We start from the raw sequence: 20,656 nt of genomic DNA on the forward strand, positions 1-20,656 counted from the left end.
GGGTTATTTTTCCTTATATCGCGACGATATTGATATGTGAAAAAACTTTGGTTACAACATAAATCATTAACACGCCCATAAGGAGATTTAAATGAACAAATTGTTTGTTATTGCTCAAATGGAAAGAGCCCACACAGATGCTATTGCTCATGGGTTAACCTTAGCGAAGCAATTAAATAAACAAGCCGAAGTGTTTGCTTATACTTATGCTTATTTAAACGGTGCCGATCGAGATAACCCAAAAGTAGCGGGACTTGCTCAAAAAGCCTTGATGACTCAACGAGAAAAACAATTACATACCCATTTAGATACGCTCGATGCTGACAATGTACCGCTACATGTTATTTGGAGTAAATACCTTTTCGAGCATGCTTGCAGTCATGCCCATCGTCATGGCTTTGATTTAATGGTTAAAGCAGTACATCACGCAGACCATTATTTACCCACCGACTGGCAACTTATTCGTCATACTAAAATACCGTTATTATTACTCACAAACAATCCGCTCAATAATGGACAAACGACCTTAATCTCAATTGACCTTGGCACCAGTAACCCTGCGAAACAACGTCTTAATGATGCCGTTATCGCCCATGGAAAGCAGTTTGCTAAAGCGACGGGAACAAAGCTACATGTGGCTTATGTACTCAGAATTCCGCAAATTGTGCGCGATATGGATTTACTTGATATCAATGCTTTAGTGAAAAAGGCGTATGCGGAGCATAAACAAAAAATTGCTGAGATAGGTGTTGATGCAGATTGCATGCACATCATTACCGGTGAGCCTGAATTATGTTTATTTGAATTAGCCTGCCGCTTAAAAAGCCAATACTTTGTGGTCGGTGCAAGGCAGCGCCAAGGCTTGTTAGGGCGAATTATTGGTAATACTGCAGAAGCCATTTTAAGCCGGATGCGCAGTAATGTTTTGGTTATCCCAACAGAAGAATAACACTCATAAAGCCAGTAACAAAAAGCCCGGTAAAAACCGGGCTTATTGATCATAACTATTTATTCTTAAAACGTCATTTCGGGTACGTGTTCTGGCACCACTAATTTACCAGCTGTTTTTGTGACGATCTCTTCAACAGATACGCCAGGTGCGCGCTCTAAAAGATGGAATGCGCCGTCTTTAATTTCCATAAAGGCTAAATCGGTCATTACGCGTTTAATGCAACCATAACCAGTTAATGGCAGTTCACATTTGGGCAGTAATTTTGAATTACCATGCTTGTCTGCATGCATCATGGTGACAATAATATTGTCAGCGCCAGCGACTAAATCCATTGCGCCGCCCATACCTTTAATCAGTTTACCTGGGATCATCCATGAGGCGATAGAGCCGTTAACATCAACTTCAAATGCACCTAATACGGTGAGGTCTACGTGGCCGCCACGGATCATCGCAAAGCTTTCTGCAGATGAAAAGAATGACGCGCCAGCAACTGCGGTAACCGTTTGTTTGCCGGCGTTGATAAGGTCTGCATCAATTGTCTCTTCGGTAGGAAACTCGCCCATGCCGAGTAAACCGTTTTCAGATTGCAGCATCACTTGCATGCCTTGTGGAATATAGTTAGCCACAAGCGTAGGAATGCCGATACCTAAATTAACGTAAAAACCGTCTTGTAATTCTTTTGCTACGCGCTGGGCGAGTTGTTCTCTGGTCAGTGCCATGGTGTTGTCTCCCTTATTTCGCAGCTTTGACGGTACGTTGCTCGATACGTTTTTCAAAGCTGGCTTTGATAACGCGATCAACATAAATACCGGGTGTGTGGATGTGGTCTGGGTCGAGCTCGCCTGGCTCAACAATCTCTTCAGCCTCTACCACGGTGATTTTACCTGCGGTGGCCATCATTGGATTGAAGTTAGCGGCAGTTTTTCGAAACACCAAATTGCCCATAGTGTCGGCTTTCCAGGCGCGAACTAAGGCAAAATCTGCCGTTAATGATTCTTCTAATACGTAATGACGACCTTTAATTTCACGGGTTTCTTTGCCGTCAGCAATCGGGGTACCGTAACCTGTCGCGGTAAAAAAGGCTGGAATACCGGCACCGCCAGCACGAATTTTTTCAGCCAATGTGCCTTGTGGCGTGAGTATCACATTAAGCTCACCAGACAACATTTGTTGTTCAAAGGTGGCATTTTCGCCAACATAAGAGGCTATCATGGTCGAAATTTGATGTTGCTTAAGTAATAAACCTAAACCAAAATCATCAACACCAGCGTTGTTTGAAATGGCGGTTAAGCCTTTTACACCCAATTTTACCATGTGGTTAATTAAGCCTTCAGGAATACCACATAAACCAAATCCGCCGACCATAATGGTCATGTCGTCACTCAGTCCTGCTAGCGCTTCGTCATAGCTGTGGACGACTTTATTGAATCCTGCCATCTTGTTGTCCTTATTGTTATGTTCACAAGGAGGAGTGTTTTACCTCACCCCTGTGAGTATATGTGATTATGTTCTGATTGCATTTGCCACTTTAGACCCATTAGCGCGCCCCAACACGCGGCTAATGGTGTCGCCTGCAAGCGCAAGCTTTGTGAGATCAATACCGGTATCAATGCCCATGCCATGGAGCATGTAAACTAAATCTTCTGTGGCAAGATTGCCTGACGCACCTTTGGCATAGGGGCAGCCGCCTAAGCCTGCAACCGAGGTATCAAACACGCTGACACCGGTTTCAAGGCAGGCAAGTATGTTGGCTAACGCTTGGCCGTAGGTGTCGTGAAAATGTAAAGCTAACTTGTCTATGGGCACTACTTTAGCGACAGCTTCAAGCATTTGCCGTGCTTTAGTGGGCGTACCCACACCGATGGTGTCGCCTAATGAGATTTCGTAGCAGCCCATTTTATAAAGGATCTCAGAGACTCTGGCGACGTTACTCACCGAAATATCGCCTTCATATGGGCAACCGAGCACACAAGATACATACCCGCGCACTGCAAGCCCATGTTGTTTGGCGGCTTCCATTAACGGAGCAAAGCGCTCGATTGACTCATCAATTGAGCAGTTAATATTTTTCTGGCTAAAACTCTCTGATGCGGCGCCAAAAATAGCCACTTCATCGGCGCCAGCCGCTAATGCCAGTTCAAACCCTTTTAGGTTGGGGGTTAAGGCACTGTAAACCACACCCGCTTGGCGTTTAAGTTGCTGCAGTACCTCATGGGAGTCTGCCATTTGTGGCACCCATTTAGGTGACACGAAGCTGCCTGCTTCAATACGCTTAATGCCTGCATCGGCAAGTTGGGTGATTAGCGTGAGTTTGTCTGCAGTGGTCACCGGCACTTCGTTTTGTAAACCGTCACGGGCGCCGACTTCAAAAATGCTCACTTTAGTCGGTAACATTTACGCTTCCTCGACGTTAGCTTCAGAGGCTAATGGTTCAACGTTTAATAGTTGTGCACCGTCACTGACAAGCTCACCGCTTTGGAAGTAAAACTCGCTCACCACGCCATCAAACGGCGCTTCGATGGTGTATTCCATTTTCATGGCTTCCATCACTAATAAACCTTGGCTCGCCTTAACTTGTTCGCCTACTTCAACTAAATGGGTTACCACTGTGCCGTTCATTGGTGCTTTAAGCTTATCTGCATGGTTTACCACCTCTTCAGTCACTTGAGCCAATATGGCTTTAAAGTGATAACTGCCAGAAGGTAAAAATAGCGTAAAGTCGTCACCTTGGTGGCTCACAGGTACTTTGCTTTTGTGGCCATTAATTTCGGCTAAAAGTAAGTCTGCTTTGAGATCACCTGCTAGGTTTAGCACTTGCTCATGTATGCATAATTGATATTGCTCACCCACGGCGGTAATAACGAGATCGTGCTGTTGAGTGGCCGTTGCGGTATCAGTTAACAGCGACACATGGTGTACGCTTGAACTATTGAGTCTAAAGCCGCTCACGAGGCCTCAAGGTGAATATGGGTCGGCGCTGTTTATGGCCAGCGCTTTTGCCGCTTGTTTGCGAGACAACACTTGAAACAGTCCTGCTAGTGCTAATGCGGTATCGGCTTCAATGGCGGCATCACCAATTAAGGTGTCGCCATATCGTTCAATAAAGTCGGTGCAGAAGTCGGCAGCTGCAAAGGCTGGGTGCTCGGCAATATTGGCTAAAAACTCGATGTTATGTTTAAGGCCACTGATTTGGTATGACTCAAGCGCATGCACTAAACGTTGCAGGGCGCGAGGGCGTGACTCGTCCCATACAATCAGCTTGGCGATCATTGGGTCGTAAAAATTACTGATAACATCGTTTTCACGAATGCCTGAATCTATTCGTACGTGACGATTTTGCTCTGGTTCACGCAAAAAGTTTAGCTTACCGCTGGCGGGTAAAAATTCGTTTTGCGGATCTTCAGCGTAAATGCGTACTTCAAAAGAATGCCCATGGATACGCACTTCATCTTGGCGTAGCGGCAATTCGCCACCACTGGCGACCACTAACTGCCATTTCACCAAGTCTTGGCCAGTTACCATTTCGGTTACAGGGTGTTCGACCTGTAATCGGGTATTCATTTCCATAAAGTAAAAGCTGTTGTCGGTATCCAGTAAAAACTCAACCGTGCCTGCGCCAACATAATCAATGGCTTTAGCTGCTGCTACTGCGGCATTACCCATTTGGGCACGCAGTTCGTCTGATAAACCGGGTGCTGGCGCTTCTTCAACCACTTTTTGATGGCGACGTTGAATAGAGCAGTCACGGTCAGATAAATAAATGGCGTTGCTATGTGTGTCGGCAAATATTTGTAATTCGACATGGCGCGGTTGGCGTAAATAGCGCTCCATGAGTAGTTTGTCATTACCAAATGACGAGATGGCTTCACGGCGTGCAGACTTAATGGCTTCAAGTATTTCGCCTTCGTTTTCAACGATACGCATCCCTTTGCCACCGCCGCCGTAGGCCGCTTTAATTAACAAAGGAAAACCAACGGCTTTTGCTTCGGCAATTAAGGTTGCATCGGTTTGATCGTCACCGTGATAGCCAGGCACCAAGGGGACATTGGCTTTTGACATGATCTTTTTGGCGGCACTTTTACTGCCCATGGCATCAATGGCATCGCTACTTGGGCCAACAAAGGCAATACCATTTTGCTCACATTTGCGGGCGAATTCGGCATTTTCTGACAAAAAACCATAACCTGGGTGAATAGCTTCTGCGCCAGACTTTTTGGCTATTTCAATAATCAAGTCAGCTTTTAGGTATGAGTCAGCAGGGGCGCTGCCGCCTAGGTAATATGACTCATCAGCCATGGCGACATGACGGGCATCTTTGTCGGCATCAGAATAAAGGGCGATGGTGCGTACGCCCATGGTTTGGGCGGTTTTAATAATACGGCACGCAATTTCACCACGGTTAGCAATCAGTAATTTGGTAAACATTATTGGGCTCCTTGTGGATCAGATTTAGCGGTTTGCCATGCTGGCGGTCGTTTTTCAAAGAAGGCGTTAAGGCCTTCTTGACCTTCATCTGATACACGAATACGAGCAATTTGCTCGCTGGTAAAGTTGAGCGTTTCGTGGTCAATTACGCCGTTTTCTAAATACGCCACAAGATTTTTTGCCCATGCCATGCCTTGAGGGCTGTTGGCATTCAATGCAGCAATAAAAGGCGCTGCTGCGGCATCTAGGTCGTCGTTAATGGCGTGAATGACTTGATGGGTTAAGGCAACATCAGCACTAAAACGTTCAGCGGTGAGCATAAAGCGGCGTGATTGACGATTACCCATGGCACGAACCACATAAGGGCTGATTACAGCTGGGATCAGCCCGAGTTTGACTTCACTTAAGCAAAAACTGGCGCGAGTGGTGGCAATGGCAATATCGCAGCAGCAAATTAAGCCTAATGCACCACCAAACGCGGCACCTTGCACAAGGGCGATGGTCGGTTTGGGAAATTTGTCGAGTACGTGCATTAGCTTAGCAAGCTCATGGGCATCAGTGAGGTTTTGTTCAAAGTCCATTTGTGCTTGTTTGCGCATCCAATTGAGGTCGGCGCCAGCACTAAAGTTTTTGCCATTAGCACGTAATATCAACATATTACATTGATTGTTACTGGCAAAGCTTTCGATAGCTTGGATCATCTCGCTGATCATCACTTCATCAAAGGCATTGTGGACGTCAACGCGATTTAAAATAAGCTCTGCCACCCCTTGTTCAAGGCGGCATTCAATAAATTTATATGGGTTTGATAACATGATTTATGACTCCTTATTTGTTGAATTAACCGCACAATTACATGCGGAACACCCCAAAGTGGGTGTCTTCAATAGGAGCATTTAATGCTGCCGATAAGGCGAGCCCAACCACGTCGCGTGTTTGAGGCCGGATCAATAATGCCATCATCCCAAAGACGGGCACTGGCATGATACGGATGCCCCTCTTTTTCGTATTGCTCAACAATCGGCTTACGGAAAGCTTGTTCATCTTCTGCAGACCATTCAACGCCTTTACGGGCTAAACCATCGCGGCGCACTGTGGCTAATACACCCGCGGCCTGCTCACCACCCATGACCGAAATACGCGCATTTGGCCACATCCACATCATGGTGGGTTCAAACGCTCGGCCGCACATGCCGTAGTTGCCTGCACCATAACTGCCGCCAATAATCACGGTAAATTTAGGTACTTTAGCGCAAGACACCGCAGTCACCATTTTGGCGCCGTGTTTGGCAATGCCTTCGTGTTCATACTTTTTACCCACCATAAAGCCGGTGATATTTTGTAAAAACAGTAATGGAATTTTACGTTGGCAACACAGTTCAATAAAGTGAGCGCCTTTTTGCGCCGACTCAGAAAATAAAATACCGTTATTGGCGACAATGCCGACGGGGTAGCCATGAATGCGAGCAAAACCACACACGAGGGTTGCGCCATAGTTGGCTTTAAATTCGTCAAAGTCAGAGTCATCTACCACACGGGCAATGACTTCTTTTACATCAAACGGCTTTTTAAGATCGGTACCGACAATGCCATACAACTCATGGATGTCGAATTTTGGTGGTTTAACTGGGCTTAATAAGCTTTTGATTTCTTTTTGGTGATTAAGACGCAGTACTGCACGGCGAGCAAGCTCAAGGGCGTGTTCATCATTTTGGGCTAAATGATCGGCGACACCGGATATTTTGGTGTGTACTTCAGCGCCGCCAAGCTCTTCTGCACTGACTTCTTCACCCGTTGCGGCTTTGACAAGCGGTGAGTCAGCTAAAAAGATGGTGCCTTGTTCTTTAACAATAATTGACTCATCGGCCATAGCCGGTACATAGGCTCCGCCAGCGGTACATAAGCCCATTACCACGGCAATTTGCGGAATACCTTTGGCAGACATTTGGGCTTGGTTGTAAAAAATACGCCCGAAATGATCGCGGTCTGGAAAGACTTCATCTTGGCGAGGTAAGTTGGCTCCACCTGAGTCGACAAGGTAGATGCAGGGTAAATGACAACGGCTGGCAATGTCTTGTGCCCGTAAATGCTTTTTAACCGTAATAGGGTAGTAGGTGCCGCCTTTTACGGTGGCATCGTTGGCGATAATCATGCACTCAACGCCTCTGACGCGGCCAATACCAGCAACAACGCCCGCGGCGGGGACTTCTTCGTCATACACTTCAAAAGCGGCAAATTGCGATATTTCTAAAAAGGGTGAACCTGGATCAAGTAACTTTTCGACACGCTGACGTGGTAATAATTTGCCGCGCGACAGATGACGTTGAAGTGCAACATATCCGCCACCTTGCTCGATTTTTGCGAGCTTTTGTTGAAGGTCGTCGACGAGTAACGCCATGCTGTCTGACTTGGCTTTAAATTCGTCACTGCGAGGATTGATACGGCTGCTAAGTTGCGTCATTTCTATATCCTTGATGAAGCAAAAAATAGGGACGTGATTAGGGCGTCATAACATGCTGATATGCCGCCCTAAGGGGCAGGGTAGAGTTACTTTGACTCGTTAAAGAGTCTCGCGGCCAATGAGCATGCGGCGAATTTCTGAGGTACCTGCACCAATTTCGTAAAGCTTAGCGTCACGCAATAAACGGCCGGTGGCGTATTCGTTCACATAACCATTGCCGCCGAGTAATTGAATCGCATCTAAAGCCATTTTGGTGGCCAGCTCTGCACTGTATAAAATGGCGCCAGCAGCATCTTTGCGGGTGGTTTCGCCGCGATCACAAGATTTAGCTACGCTGTAAACATATGAGCGAGCAGCGTTCATACCTGTGTACATATCAGCCAGTTTGCCTTGTACTAATTGGAACTGGCCAATGGATTGCCCAAACTGTTCGCGCTCGTGAATATAAGGCACAACGATGTCCATGCAAGCAGACATAATGCCTAATGGCCACCAGACAACACTACACGTTCATAATCTAGCCCACTCATTAACACTTTTACGCCATTATTTAGGCCGCCTAAGATGTTTTCTTCTGGCACTTCACAGTCTTCAAATACTAACTCGCAGGTATTTGAGCCGCGCATCCCGAGTTTGTCGAGTTTTTGTGCCTGGCTAAATCCTTTAAATCCGCGCTCGACAATAAACGCCGTAATACCATGAGTGCCTTTTTCAAGATCGGTTTTGGCGTAAATCACATAGGTGTGTGCATCTGGCCATTGGTGATCCACATTTTATTGCCGTTAAGAATGTAGCGGTCGCCTTCTTTTCGGGCATGCAATTTCATAGATACAACGTCTGAACCCGCATTAGGCTCGCTCATGGCTAATGCACCAATGTGTTCACCACTCACAAGCTTAGGCAGGTATTTTGCCTTTTGCACGTCATTACCATTGCGGTTAATTTGGTTAACACATAGGTTTGAGTGCGCGCCGTAACTTAATCCAATAGACGCTGATGCGCGGGAGATTTCTTCCATTGCCACTACATGGGCTAGGTAGCCCATGTTAGCGCCGCCATATTGTTCATCCACGGTGACGCCGAGTAATCCCATTTCGCCAAGTGCTGGCCATAAGTGATTTGGAAACGCATTGTCGATATCGACCTGGGCAGCAATTGGGGCAATTTCGTTGGTGGAAAAACCACGAACGGCATCACGTAACATATCTACATCTTCACCTAAACCAAAGTTTAAGCTGGTATATAAGTCGCTCATTAGCTTGTGTCCTGTTGAATTTTTATTATTGTCTGTCAATCATGACTGCCAACGTTATAGGGTACGTTTTGGGCAGTGGGGTAACGCTCTGGCTGAATTGAGTCAGCCATGTTGTGATTACTTAATCTTTTTACTGTTATTATCTTCTAGTGCTGCTTTGCATTGCTGTTCGGCGGAATTGAGCTCCATTAACACCACTTTAATGTCGTCCATTTGTTGTTGAAGTGCTGATTTCTTCTCGTTAACTAAATCAAGCATGGTGTTGAGCTGAGTCGAACTGCTTTTATCGGCATCGTAAAGCTCAAACAACCGGCGGGTTTCTGCTAGTGAAAATCCAAGGCGCTTACCTCGTAAAATAAGCTTTAATCGAACGCGATCTTTTAAACTGTATATGCGGGTTTGTCCGCGACGCTTAGGTTTGATTAAGCCTTGGTCTTCGTAAAAACGAATGCTGCGGGTGGTGATATCAAATTCTTTTGATAAGTCACTAATTGAATATGTGGATTGTGGGCTATGGATTGCGCTCATCATGTCACCAAAATGGTTTCTTTTGATGCAAGATATATGAAGTTTACGTAAAGGTAAAGTTTGCGGGGCGTAATTTGACCATTAATTGCTGTTTGGAGTATGACATTACCTTGTCGAATGAAGACATATTATACCTTAACCAACTGTTATAGCGTACTTTTTTGTGTAAATGAATAAGGCCGCTTTTAAGCTTGTCAGGCAGTTGAAACCTAAGGTTTTTTTGAATATCTCATCGTCTATTATCCCTTTGTCTAATAGGGCTATTTAATTAATTCTGCTCATAATCATTGCAATACACGCTAATTAATGGAGAGCAATATGGCTGACTTAGGACTATCAATGCACGCACAATCGATAGCCGAGCCCGAAGTATTTTGGCAAAAAGCTGCAGAGGCCATCAGTTGGGACATTGCACCGAACACGGTGTTAGATGACAGTAACAAGCCTTTTTATCGCTGGTTTGCAGATGGCAAAATGAACACTTGTTTTAACGCTGTTGATCGTCATGTGCTTGCTGGTCGAGGTGAACAAACGGCTATCCATTATATTAGCCCAGTGACTCAAAATGAATATTCTATTAGCTATGACTCTGTATTAGCTCAAGTTAAACGTCTAGCGGGTTTAATGACATCATTGGGTGTGACGAAAGGCGACCGCGTCGTCATTTACATGCCTATGGTACCAGAAACCGCTTATGCCATGTTAGCGTGCGCGCGCATTGGCGCGATTCATTCTGTGGTATTTGGTGGCTTTGCCGCTAATGAATTATCAACCCGGATAAATGATGCAAAACCTAAGTTAATTTTATCTGCTTCTTGTGGTATTGAACCGTCGGGTGTGGTGCCGTACAAGCCTTTATTAGACGACGCATTATCTCAAGCTCAACATAAAGTGGATCATTGCATTATTTTAAATCGCACAGAGTATCAGGCCGAATTATATGCCCCAAGGGATCTTGATTGGTACAGTGCATTGGTTGATGCTCAGGATGTTGATTGTGTGTCATTAGATGCGACAGACCCTTTATACGTGCTGTATACCTCGGGTACAACAGGGCAGCCTAAAGGCGTTGTTCGAGATAATGGTGGTCATGCTGTTGCTTTAACATGGTCAATGAAACACATCTATGACGTTGGTGTAGGTGATGTGTTTTGGGCTGCATCCGATGTTGGGTGGGTAGTTGGGCATTCTTATATTGTCTACGAGCCATTGCTTGTGGGCGCAACCACAATTATGTATGAGGGGAAACCGATAGGTACTCCAGATGCAGGCGCTTTTTGGCGCATTATCGAACAAAAACAAGTGCGTAGCTTCTTTACTGCACCTACGGCTATCCGTGCGATTAAGCGAGAAGATCCTGAAGGTGAATTTATTAAACAGTTTGACCTATCGTGCCTTAAGCAAATGTATTTAGCGGGTGAGCGCTGCGATCCTGAAACGCTCAAATGGAGTCAGCAACAATTAGGTAAACCTGTTGTTGACCATTGGTGGCAAACCGAAACCGGCTGGCCTGTAGCAGCCAACTTGATGGGAACTAATCCTATTGAAATTAAAGCTGGTTCACCTGCTAGGGCGGTACCGGGTTATCAGGTAGAAATTTTAGATGCGATGGGCGAGCAAGTGGCCACAAATGAAAGTGGCAATGTGGTGATTAAGCAGCCCTTGCCACCAGGCACGCTCACGACACTATGGCAAAATGACAAACGTTATATTGACAGTTATTTATCTATGTACCCCGGTTATTATTTAACAGGGGATGCGGGTTACATCGATGAAGATGGCTATTTGTACATCATGAGCCGCATTGACGATATTATTAATGTCGCCGGTCATCGTCTATCAACGGGGCGCTTTGAAGAAGTATTGTGTCAGCATGACGCTGTTGCTGAAGCAGCGGTTATTGGCGTGCAAGATAAGCTTAAAGGCCAGGTACCACTAGGGTTAGTGGTGCTTAAAAACGGAGTAACGTTATCTGATGAAGTGCTTTATAAAGAGTTGCTTGCATTAGTGCGTCATGAAATCGATCCGGTAGCGTCGTTTAGATTAGTCAGTGCTATACAAAAACTGCCTAAAACACGTTCGGGTAAAATTTTGCGGGCGACCATGCGTAAAATTGCTGACAATCAAGATTACACCATGCCTGCCACGATTGAAGATCCGCAAACCTTGGATATTGTTTGCAATGCGCTGACTAAAATGGGTTACGCCAATGCGTTAACGTCGGAGTTAACCAAGTTATAAATCATTTTGTAACACAATAGAGCCACTGTTTATGTTAAAAAAAACCATAAAATCCTAGTGTTTTTATGGTTTTTTCAATTGTGACAAGATGTTATCTCAAATGAAATAGATTGAGCTTACTTTGTTAAAAACAGCGTTTCCGCATTTTGTTACTGGTAATTTAGTTACAAGAATCGTTATAATTGCCAACCAAATGGTTTCGCATTACGCGATTAATCTCTGTGACCTGTGGAAAAAATGCTATGAATAACCACACCCAACAATCTCACGTCGGCGTTATTGGCCTTGGTGTGATGGGCAAGAACCTTGCACTAAATATCGCAGATAACGGCTATCATGTAGCTGTTTTTGATTTAGATACTCAAAAAGTCAATGCTGCGGTATCTCAAGAAAAAAGTGAGCGTAAAGCCGATGCAACAGAACGCATGCAAGCTTGTAATAATCTTACAGAAATGCTCGCCAATTTAGTTGAACCTCGAGTCATCGTATTATCTGTTCCTGCAGGTGCCCCGGTTGATGGTGTATGTAAATCATTAATCGAAGCCGGTATCGAAGCACAAGACATTGTGATTGATACGGGTAACAGCTTATGGACTGACACCGTAGAACGTGAAGCCAAATACAAAGGGCAATTTACCTTTTTTAGTTCAGCGGTATCGGGTGGAGAAGTTGGAGCTCGCTTTGGGCCTTCATTAATGCCAAGTGGCGATGAAAATGCCTGGCGTTATGTTGAGCCGATTTGGAAAGCCATTGCCGCGAAAGTTGATCCGCAAACGGGTTTACCTATTGAGCGTTTTGAGCCGGGTAACCCGGTGACTGAAGGCGAACCTTGTACCACTTACATTGACTCTGCGGGTTCTGGTCACTATGTTAAAATGGTTCATAACGGCATTGAATATGCGGATATGCAGCTTATTTGTGAAGCCTATCATTTACTTAGCGAGGGTTTAGGTCTATCTGAACATGAGGTTGGTGCAATTTTCCAAGAATGGGATAAAGGCATACTCAACAGCTATTTAATGGGGATTAGTGCTGAAGTCTTGCAACAAGCCGACCCATTAACGGGTAAACCGTTAGTTAAAATGATTTTAGATAAAGCAGGCCAAAAAGGCACTGGTTTATGGACGGCGGTGAGCAGTTTACAAATTGGTTGCCCGGCGCCGACGATTGCTGAAGCCGTGTATGCGCGTGCAGTCAGTACCCAGAAAAACCTGCGTATGCAATTAAGTTCAAAGTTAGCTGGAATCCGCTCAAATGACCTTGAGCGATGCAGAAAAAGCGGAATTTATTGCAAACCTTGAAGATGCCCTCTATTGCGCCAAAGTGTGTTGTTATGCCCAAGGCTTCCAGCTAATGGCGATGACTGCAAAAGAGCAAAATTGGACGTTAGACTTTGCTGAAATCGCTAAGATTTGGCGTGCAGGTTGTATTATTAGAGCAACCTTCTTACAGTCAATCACTCAGGCTTATCAAGAAGATGCAAATCTTGCTAACTTGTTAATGGCAGATACCTTTAGCCAAGCTTTGTCGCAAAAGCACCTTCATTGGCGTAAAACCGTTGCGGCCTCTGTTATGCAAGGTATTCCTGCACCGTGCATTAGTTCGGCGATTGCTTATTATGATAGTTATCGCTGCGAGACATTACCGGCAAACTTGTTGCAAGGTCAACGAGACTTTTTTGGTTCGCACACCTTTGAGCGCACCGATAAGCCCGCAGGTGAGAAATACCATTTAGATTGGAGCGCCAAACAGCGCACATTATCTAAAGTGTAGGTGTTTTAGGTTTGAAAAAGGCGTCTCATTATTCATGAGACGCCTTTTTTTATTAATTTGATTCATTAGATGTAAAGCAGAGCCACATCAACGTAATGAAAAGAATAAGCCAATACTAAATAATACGCTGAATATCATGGTGAGCTTGGCTGTTTGACCTAGAATAGGGTTAAGTGCTTCGCCTGAGTTGTTATGAAACTCGCGGCTTAAGTTCCGCGCAATCACCAACGATACGCCAGACAACAATACCGGTAATCCATCGAGAGAACCTAATAAAAAGCCTGCGATGATGATACCGAAAGGCAAGTATACAAAGCTTTGATACAAGACTTTCGCTTGTTCTTCGCCTATTCGAACTGCAAGGGTATTTTTACCTGCTTTAGTGTCAGTTGAAATATCTCGGGTATTGTTAACCAGCATGATTGCCGCGTTAAAAAATCCAATCGCGCAGCCCAGTAACCAAGCAGTTAGGTTGGTAGTACCTGCTTGTAAATAGTAACTGCCTACTACGGCAACTAAGCCAAAGAAGACAAATGCGGCTATTTCACCCAAACCATGTGATGCCAGAGGGTAAGAGCCACCGCTATAACACAAGGCTCCTAGTATTGATGCGGCCGCGAGTATTGCAATTGGCCAACCACCATGGACGATAAGCAGCGAGCCCACAACTAACGCCGTGACTAGACAACCCAACATAGCATTGCGAACTTGATGTGGCGCTATCATGCCACTTTGGGTGACACGGGTTGGACCGATGCGCTCGGCGGTATCGATGCCATTTTTAAAATCAAAATAGTCGTTGGCTAAATTAACCGCAATTTGTAGCAAGACAGCACATAACATTGAAGTAAAAGCGATAACAAAACTAAATTGGTTTAAGCCAATCGCAAGCATGTTGCCTACCAGCAAAGGATCGATTGCTGCAGGTAGTGTTCGTGGACGAATAGCAAGAAACCAAGATTGCATTGAACTAGGTTGCATAATATTTTGATATAAAGTGTCGATTAGCCATGGCTAATATCATACCAAAAATTCAAAATAGCTGCTGATATGAATTTTTGCGTTGTATCACTATTTTATAAATTAATATCAGATGATGTTAATTCAAAACTTTATCAACGAATAAGCTAGAAAACCTCTAGTTAACTAGGGTAACCTTAAGTGTTAATTTATGCGTTCGAGAAGGTTATATGAGTCAGGTATTAAACGATTTATTGTCATTATTATCACTTGAAAAACTTGAGGATGGTCTGTTTCGTGGTCAAAGCCAAGATCTTGGTTTTGGTCATGTGTTTGGCGGTCAAGTGATGGGGCAAGCGTTAAGTGCCGCTAAGCAAACTGTCAGCGAAGATAGACATGTGCATTCTTTACACTCTTATTTCTTACGCGCTGGAGATGAAAAGTTACCGATTATTTATGATGTAGAAAATATGCGTGACGGTGGCAGTTTTAGCGCACGCCGCGTCAAGGCGATTCAAAAAGGCCGACCTATTTTTTATATGACTTGTTCGTTTCAAAAGCACGAAGAAGGTTTTGAGCATCAAGCTCAAATGCCTGATGTACCAGATCCTGATGGGTTATTGAATCAGCAAGAGTTAGCCGTAACCATGCGTGATAAAGTACCTAAGAAAATACTCGAAAAGTTTATGGCAGATTCGCCGATAGAAATGCGTCTTGTTAATCCTATTAACCCACTTGCACCCGGAACAAATGAACCAAAGCGATATGTTTGGATTCGGGCTAATGGTCAGTTACCAAACGATCATTGTATTCATGAATACTTATTAGCATACGCCTCTGATTTTAATTTTTTAGTGACCGCAGCTCAGCCGCATAGTGTTTCATTCCTAACCCCTGGGATGAAAATGGCAACGATTGACCATGCTATGTGGTTTCACCGCCAGTTTAATATGGACGAGTGGTTACTCTATAGCATTGAAAGCCCTAATGCGGGTGGCGGACGAGGCTTTGTTACTGGGCAGTTTTTTGATACGCAAGGACGTTTGGTTGCTTCGGCAACACAAGAAGGTTTGTTACGAATGACAGCTCAATGAGTATGAGGAAGTAAGGATACTATTATGATGTTATCAACATGGGTTAAAGTCAGTTTATTTGCACTCGTAAGCTTAGTGCTAAGTGCGTGTGTTACCGTTGAGGCGCCCAAGCCTGTGATTGTGAATGGTTACGCCGGTTATTTAGAAAAAATTGCTCTGCCACAAGGGTGTAAAATTAATATTTCGATTATCGATTTTAAAACACCTGGGCGTATTATTTCTCAAAAAAACTTTGATATTGCCCGTGCCCCAGTGCCGTTTAAATTCATTTTACCTGCTGAACTTATCGATAGTAGTGTAGATTATGGCGTGGTGGCGATGATCACTTTCAATGGCAAAGTCATTTTTCAGACTTACGATAAATACCGTGTGATCAATAATGGCAAATTCACCACTGAAGTATTGATGAAACGCGCTAAATAAGCACTTCCTCAATCTAGCTCACAAACTGGTATGCCCGTCATTGACCTATTCTTTTGGCGGGTAATAATCTGTTTTCTATCCTAATTTGCTGTTTAGGTTGTCCATGACAGAATTAACCCCGAGTTACCGTTCTCATGCGCAAACCCGTTTAATTTGGGCATTGTGTATTGCTTCTGTAGTGGTCTACATTAATTTGTACACCGTACAGGGGATGTTGCCGTCTATTGCTGAGCATTTTGATGTTTCGGGCGCTCAAGCCACATTGGTACTTTCTGTTACCAGTTTCACGCTTGCCTTCTCTTTATTGTTTTATGCCGTATTATCAGATCGAATTGGCCGTTTAGCGCCGATTGTGGTGAGCTTATGGCTATTGGCCGCGTCCAATGTGTTATTAATTTTTGCGCAAACATTTGATGAATTAGTTTGGGTTCGTTTGCTACAAGTAGCCTTACTTGCCGCCGTACCAGCGATTTCTATGGCGTATTTTAAAGAGCAATTAGCGCCTAGCTTTATGTTAAAAGCCGCTGCAGTGTATATTATGGCTAACAGTATGGGCGGCATTGCCGGACGGATTTTTGGCGGCTTAATGGCGCAAAATTTATCGTGGCAAACGTCGATGGGATTAGTATTTTTGGTGACATTAATTGGTGTCGCGTTGGTGACTTACTTATTGCCACGCAAAGAAATCAAACCTGCGGTGATAAAACAAAAGGTGTCGTTATTACGTAAAATAAAACAAGATTTTGATGGGTTTGTATTTCATTTCTCTGACCCACAAATGCGCTTAGCCTACATTGTGGGTGGTTTAGCGTTTATGATGATGGTGAATCAATTTAGTTTTATTCAGCTGCACATTATGGCCGAGCCATATGGATTAAGTCGATTTAATGCTACCTTGATTTTTTTATGTTATTCAAGCGGTACCTTTGCGTCATATTTGTCTGCTAAGTGGATTTTACGCTATGGTTCATTGCCATTGTTTAGAGTCGCTTTGTGTTTAATGCTCTGTGGAACTTTGCTGACATTAGTCGATACTTTGGTTGCGATTGTTATCGGTTTTTTAATCACCGCATGTGGTTTCTTCTTAACTCACAGTTGCTGTAACTCGTTTGTTGCTATGCGGGCAACCAGTCACCGTGCTAAAGCGACATCATTGTATTTATGCTGTTATTACCTAGGGGCTTCTTTAGGCGGCTCTTACCTTATGTTGTTTTGGCATGAGGCCGAGTGGAATGGCGTTGTGGTTGGTTCAATGAGTCTGTTGGCATTGTTGTTGGTGGCAATTTGGCGGTTAGGGATACATCAAAAGAGTACCGAAGCACTCATATTTGAAGACTGATGCATGGCTAATTATCGATAAATTGTTTACGGTCTAGGTCGTATTTGCGCATTTTGTCATACAAGGTTTTGCGCGGTAACTCGAGGTGTTCCATGGTCAATTTTATACTGCCTTTATTGTGATTTAACGCATCTTCTATTAATAAACGTTCAAAAAACTCTACTCTTTGCTGCAATGACATGCTGGTATGCATGGTGGTGTGGTTCTCTAAGTTACCGGCGAATGCAGCCTCTGCACCTAGTAATACGTAGCGTTCCGCTAAGTTGCGTAACTCTCGTACATTACCAGGCCAGTCGTGGGATGTGAGCACCATTGTTTGTTGGGCGGTTAAGGCAATTAATGCTTTGTGGTAGCGAGTAGAAGCAATTCGAGCAAAATGTAAAAATAGTATAGGAATATCTTCAAGGCGCTCTCTAAGTGGTGGGATTGCTATTGTCACTAAGTTTAAGCGGTAGAGTAAATCTTGCCTAAATAGGCCTTGTTCACATAACTGTTGCAGGTTTAACTTGGTGGCCGCAATGACACGAATGTCTAAATCAATAGGGGTGTTAGAGCCTAAGCGCTCTACTTTTCGGTCTTCGAGTACTCTTAGTAACTTAACTTGCAAAGACATCGGCGTGCTTTCGATTTCATCTAAAAACAGTGTCCCACCATTGGCGTATTCGAACTTACCAATGCGGCGTTTATCGATACCGGTAAATGCCCCTGATTCAGCCCCAAACAATTCACTTTCGATTAAATTCTCAGGAATAGCGCCACAATTTATGGCGACAAAATTGGCTTTATTTCGGTAGCTGTGATCATGTAAATAACGGGCAACAAGCTCTTTGCCTACGCCGGTTTCACCTTCTATCATGATGTCGGCAGGGGTGTCGAGTACTTGGTCGATTAGGTGGCGCATCTTTTTCACGCCTGGACTACTGCCAAGAATGCGAGATCCGGGGGCAATATGGGACTCAAGCTCACGCTTTAATTTACGGTTTTCTAAGGTTAATGCTCGTTTGTCTAGGGCGCGTTTTGTAACATCAAGAATGTGCTCATTATTAAAGGGCTTTTCAATAAAGTCATAAGCGCCTTTTTTTAGTGCATCAACGGCCATTGCGATGTCGCCAAAACCGGTTAACAGTACAACGGGTAAATCGTTATCTTTGTGCTTGAGTTGTTGTAATAGGCTTAATCCATCGAGTTGAGGCATATTTACGTCAGAAATAATGATGCCTGCCCAGCCTTGGGTAATGTGGCTTGCAATGACTTGTGGGTCGGTTATCGCTAATGCATTAATACTTTCTAGCTTAAATAATTGTTGTAATACTGTGCCGATATGCGGTTCATCATCAACAATAATGACTTGATAGTCATTGATGTCTTGTATTTGGGTCACGTTTACACTTCCTCACGTAAATAAAGCGGTAAAATAATATGGAAAATAGCGCCGCCTTGTTGTGCATTTTCAACCGTAATTGAGCCTTGCATCGATTCAATTATGCGTTGAGAGATTGATAACCCTAGCCCTAATCCTTGGCGTTCGCTGGTGGTGTAGTAGGGTTCAAAAATTTTACTCATTTGGCTTTGTCTCACGCCCGGACCACTGTCTTGAATACTAATGTTAACTTTAGTGTCGCAATACACTTCAATATGTAAGCGTCGGTCTTTTGATTGTTGCATAGCCACAATAGCATTACTCATCAAGTTAACCAGCACTTGTTGCAACCTCACACTGTCTCCCCATATTTGGCAGCTATCTTTAAGTAGAGCAAGTGACAGTTTAACGCCTTGTTTGTCCATTTCGGGCTGAACAATAGTCAGTGCTTGTTCAATGGATTGATTGATATCTGTTGCGTTATCTTTGCCCTGAGATTTGCGAGTAAAACTTTTAAATTGAGCAATAATATCGGCAAGCCTGTCGGTGAGTTCTATCATGATATTAATATTACTGCGGGCATCTTCAATCATATTACGCCCTATAAACGTTTGAGTGTTTTGGGCGTAACTTCTTAATGCCGCAAGTGGCTGATTCAGTTCATGGTTAATACTGGCTGATAAGCTACCAATCACGGTGAGCTTTGCCGCTTGAATTAACTCATCTTGGGTATCTTTGAGTTGGTTATTTGCCTGCTCTAACTCTAATGTTCTCTCTTTGACCCTTTGCTCTAGTTGATTTTGTGCCTGACGCATTCTGATAAAGTTGCGTCTTCGCTCCAAACTATACAATACAAATAATGCGAGCAAAGAATATAGTGTGGTTGCTAATAACAATATGGGGGGCAATGACTCATAAAGAGGAGTCATAGGTGCCAAAATATGCACATTCCAATTGGCATTAGGCATATTTTGATGGTGTTCTAGGTATTGTTCTTGGCCATCTATGGATGAAATTTGGTATACCTGTGGCTTATTTGACCCAGTTGATGCAAATTGCGGCACGAGATCAAGTTCACCAATGGGTCTATTGGCATAGCGTTTTGAGGCGTTGAGTGCGAAGCGTTTGGATTGTGACAGCGGGGTGAGTGAATTAAATCGCCAACTGCTCATACTCGATAAAAAAACAATGTTATCTGGGTCGCTGATCATAAATTCATATTGGCTAGCAATAGCAATGCCGCTGCTTTGCTGCTCAATTAAACTAATATCGACTTTGACAACAATAACACCTAATACCACGCCTTTATGATAAACCGGATTCGCAAAATAAAAACCACGTTTATTGGATGATGTACCTATTGCATAGTAGCGACCGAATCGAGCCCGATATAGCCTCGATAAAATAAGGTCTAAACGAATAGTCTTGATTGATAAATGAGTTTGGTTTATCCCAATTACTGGCAGCAATTGCCACTCCCATCGCATCCGTTAAGTAAATATCAGACGATTCGGTGACTTGCTGTAATTCTGATAAGTATAGATTCAGTTTATTGATTGCTTGCGGGTTTTGCTGGTCTAGCAAACTGTGTTCAAAAATGGGGTTTTGAGCCAGTACGGCCGGGATATTTTCGTAATGACCTAGAGCATCGTCAATAAAAATAACTAACTCATTTATTTGCTTTTCAGATTGATGGGCTATTGATTCGGTGCCTTGTTCAAGCCAGTACCAATGGGTCACTTTTAAGGTCAGTAATAAACCAATAATGACCATAACGCTAACAACAATTTTGCGCTTTTTGATAGTCGAGAATGAAAGCATGCATATTCCCAAGTGGCGATGTAA

12 protein-coding genes and 5 pseudogenes are annotated in these 20,656 nt (G+C 43.9%); 6 read left to right on the forward strand and 11 right to left on the reverse strand.

Annotated features, from left to right (window positions below):
• Positions 1-91 precede the first annotated feature (91 nt).
• Positions 92-949, forward strand: coding sequence for a universal stress protein (locus N4T56_RS04185; protein WP_261732338.1), 858 nt, complete (start codon positions 92-94; stop codon positions 947-949).
• A gap of 65 nt (positions 950-1,014) precedes the next feature.
• On the opposite strand, the gene N4T56_RS04190 is transcribed toward N4T56_RS04185, so the two are convergent.
• The 8 genes and pseudogenes from N4T56_RS04190 to N4T56_RS04225 form a co-directional block, all read right to left on the reverse strand.
• Positions 1,015-1,671, reverse strand: a complete 657-nt coding sequence (locus tag N4T56_RS04190; protein ID WP_261732339.1) for a 3-oxoacid CoA-transferase subunit B — start codon at positions 1,669-1,671, stop codon at positions 1,015-1,017.
• Between the two features lie 13 nt (positions 1,672-1,684).
• The gene (locus tag N4T56_RS04195) at positions 1,685-2,389 is read right to left on the reverse strand and encodes a CoA transferase subunit A (RefSeq protein ID WP_261732340.1); all 705 of its coding nucleotides are present in this window, start codon (positions 2,387-2,389) and stop codon (positions 1,685-1,687) included.
• Between the two features lie 66 nt (positions 2,390-2,455).
• Entirely contained in the window at positions 2,456-3,346 is an 891-nt protein-coding gene (locus tag N4T56_RS04200) for a hydroxymethylglutaryl-CoA lyase (protein WP_261732341.1), read from the reverse strand.
• Positions 3,347-5,377: pseudogene (locus tag N4T56_RS04205) on the reverse strand (acetyl/propionyl/methylcrotonyl-CoA carboxylase subunit alpha). It abuts the gene before it with no gap.
• A complete protein-coding gene (locus N4T56_RS04210; protein WP_261732342.1) occupies positions 5,377-6,192 on the reverse strand; it encodes an enoyl-CoA hydratase-related protein in 816 nt (271 codons plus the stop codon). The pseudogene N4T56_RS04205 and the gene N4T56_RS04210 overlap by 1 nt, the downstream one beginning before the upstream one ends.
• Positions 6,193-6,229: 37 nt before the next feature.
• Positions 6,230-7,838 (reverse strand): annotated as a pseudogene (locus tag N4T56_RS04215) (carboxyl transferase domain-containing protein).
• A gap of 86 nt (positions 7,839-7,924) precedes the next feature.
• Positions 7,925-9,093 (reverse strand): annotated as a pseudogene (locus N4T56_RS04220) (isovaleryl-CoA dehydrogenase).
• 117 nt (positions 9,094-9,210) lie between these two features.
• The gene (locus tag N4T56_RS04225; protein ID WP_261734748.1) at positions 9,211-9,621 is read right to left on the reverse strand and encodes a MerR family transcriptional regulator; all 411 of its coding nucleotides are present in this window, start codon (positions 9,619-9,621) and stop codon (positions 9,211-9,213) included.
• 318 nt (positions 9,622-9,939) lie between these two features.
• Here N4T56_RS04225 and N4T56_RS04230 point away from each other — a divergent pair, with 318 nt between their 5' ends.
• Together N4T56_RS04230 and gndA are read left to right on the forward strand one after the other, a co-directional pair.
• Positions 9,940-11,862, forward strand: coding sequence for a propionyl-CoA synthetase (locus tag N4T56_RS04230; RefSeq protein ID WP_261732343.1), 1,923 nt, complete (start codon positions 9,940-9,942; stop codon positions 11,860-11,862).
• 242 nt (positions 11,863-12,104) lie between these two features.
• Positions 12,105-13,635: pseudogene (gene gndA, locus N4T56_RS04235) on the forward strand (NADP-dependent phosphogluconate dehydrogenase).
• An 87-nt stretch (positions 13,636-13,722) separates the two neighbouring features.
• Here gndA and N4T56_RS04240 read toward each other — a convergent pair.
• The gene (locus tag N4T56_RS04240) at positions 13,723-14,616 is read right to left on the reverse strand and encodes a 1,4-dihydroxy-2-naphthoate polyprenyltransferase (protein WP_261732344.1); all 894 of its coding nucleotides are present in this window, start codon (positions 14,614-14,616) and stop codon (positions 13,723-13,725) included.
• Positions 14,617-14,825: 209 nt separating this feature from the next.
• Here N4T56_RS04240 and tesB point away from each other — a divergent pair, with 209 nt between their 5' ends.
• The 3 genes from tesB to N4T56_RS04255 all read left to right on the forward strand — a co-directional run bounded on the left by tesB (position 14,826) and on the right by N4T56_RS04255 (position 17,451).
• Positions 14,826-15,689, forward strand: coding sequence for an acyl-CoA thioesterase II (gene tesB / locus N4T56_RS04245; protein WP_261732345.1), 864 nt, complete (start codon positions 14,826-14,828; stop codon positions 15,687-15,689).
• 27 nt (positions 15,690-15,716) lie between these two features.
• The gene (locus N4T56_RS04250; protein WP_390904108.1) at positions 15,717-16,112 is read left to right on the forward strand and encodes a YbaY family lipoprotein; all 396 of its coding nucleotides are present in this window, start codon (positions 15,717-15,719) and stop codon (positions 16,110-16,112) included.
• Positions 16,113-16,215: 103 nt separating this feature from the next.
• Positions 16,216-17,451: an MFS transporter gene (locus N4T56_RS04255; RefSeq protein WP_261732347.1), complete on the forward strand. Its 1,236-nt coding sequence runs from the start codon at positions 16,216-16,218 to the stop codon at positions 17,449-17,451.
• Between the two features lie 7 nt (positions 17,452-17,458).
• On the opposite strand, the gene N4T56_RS04260 is transcribed toward N4T56_RS04255, so the two are convergent.
• A complete protein-coding gene (locus tag N4T56_RS04260; protein WP_261732348.1) occupies positions 17,459-18,832 on the reverse strand; it encodes a sigma-54-dependent transcriptional regulator in 1,374 nt (457 codons plus the stop codon).
• A gap of 2 nt (positions 18,833-18,834) precedes the next feature.
• Positions 18,835-20,632, reverse strand: a pseudogene (locus N4T56_RS04265) (ATP-binding protein).
• Between the last annotated feature and the right edge of the window lie 24 nt (positions 20,633-20,656).

The sequence above is a fragment of the Shewanella phaeophyticola genome (assembly GCF_025398315.1).
Taxonomy (GTDB): Bacteria; Pseudomonadota; Gammaproteobacteria; order Enterobacterales; family Shewanellaceae; genus Shewanella; species Shewanella phaeophyticola.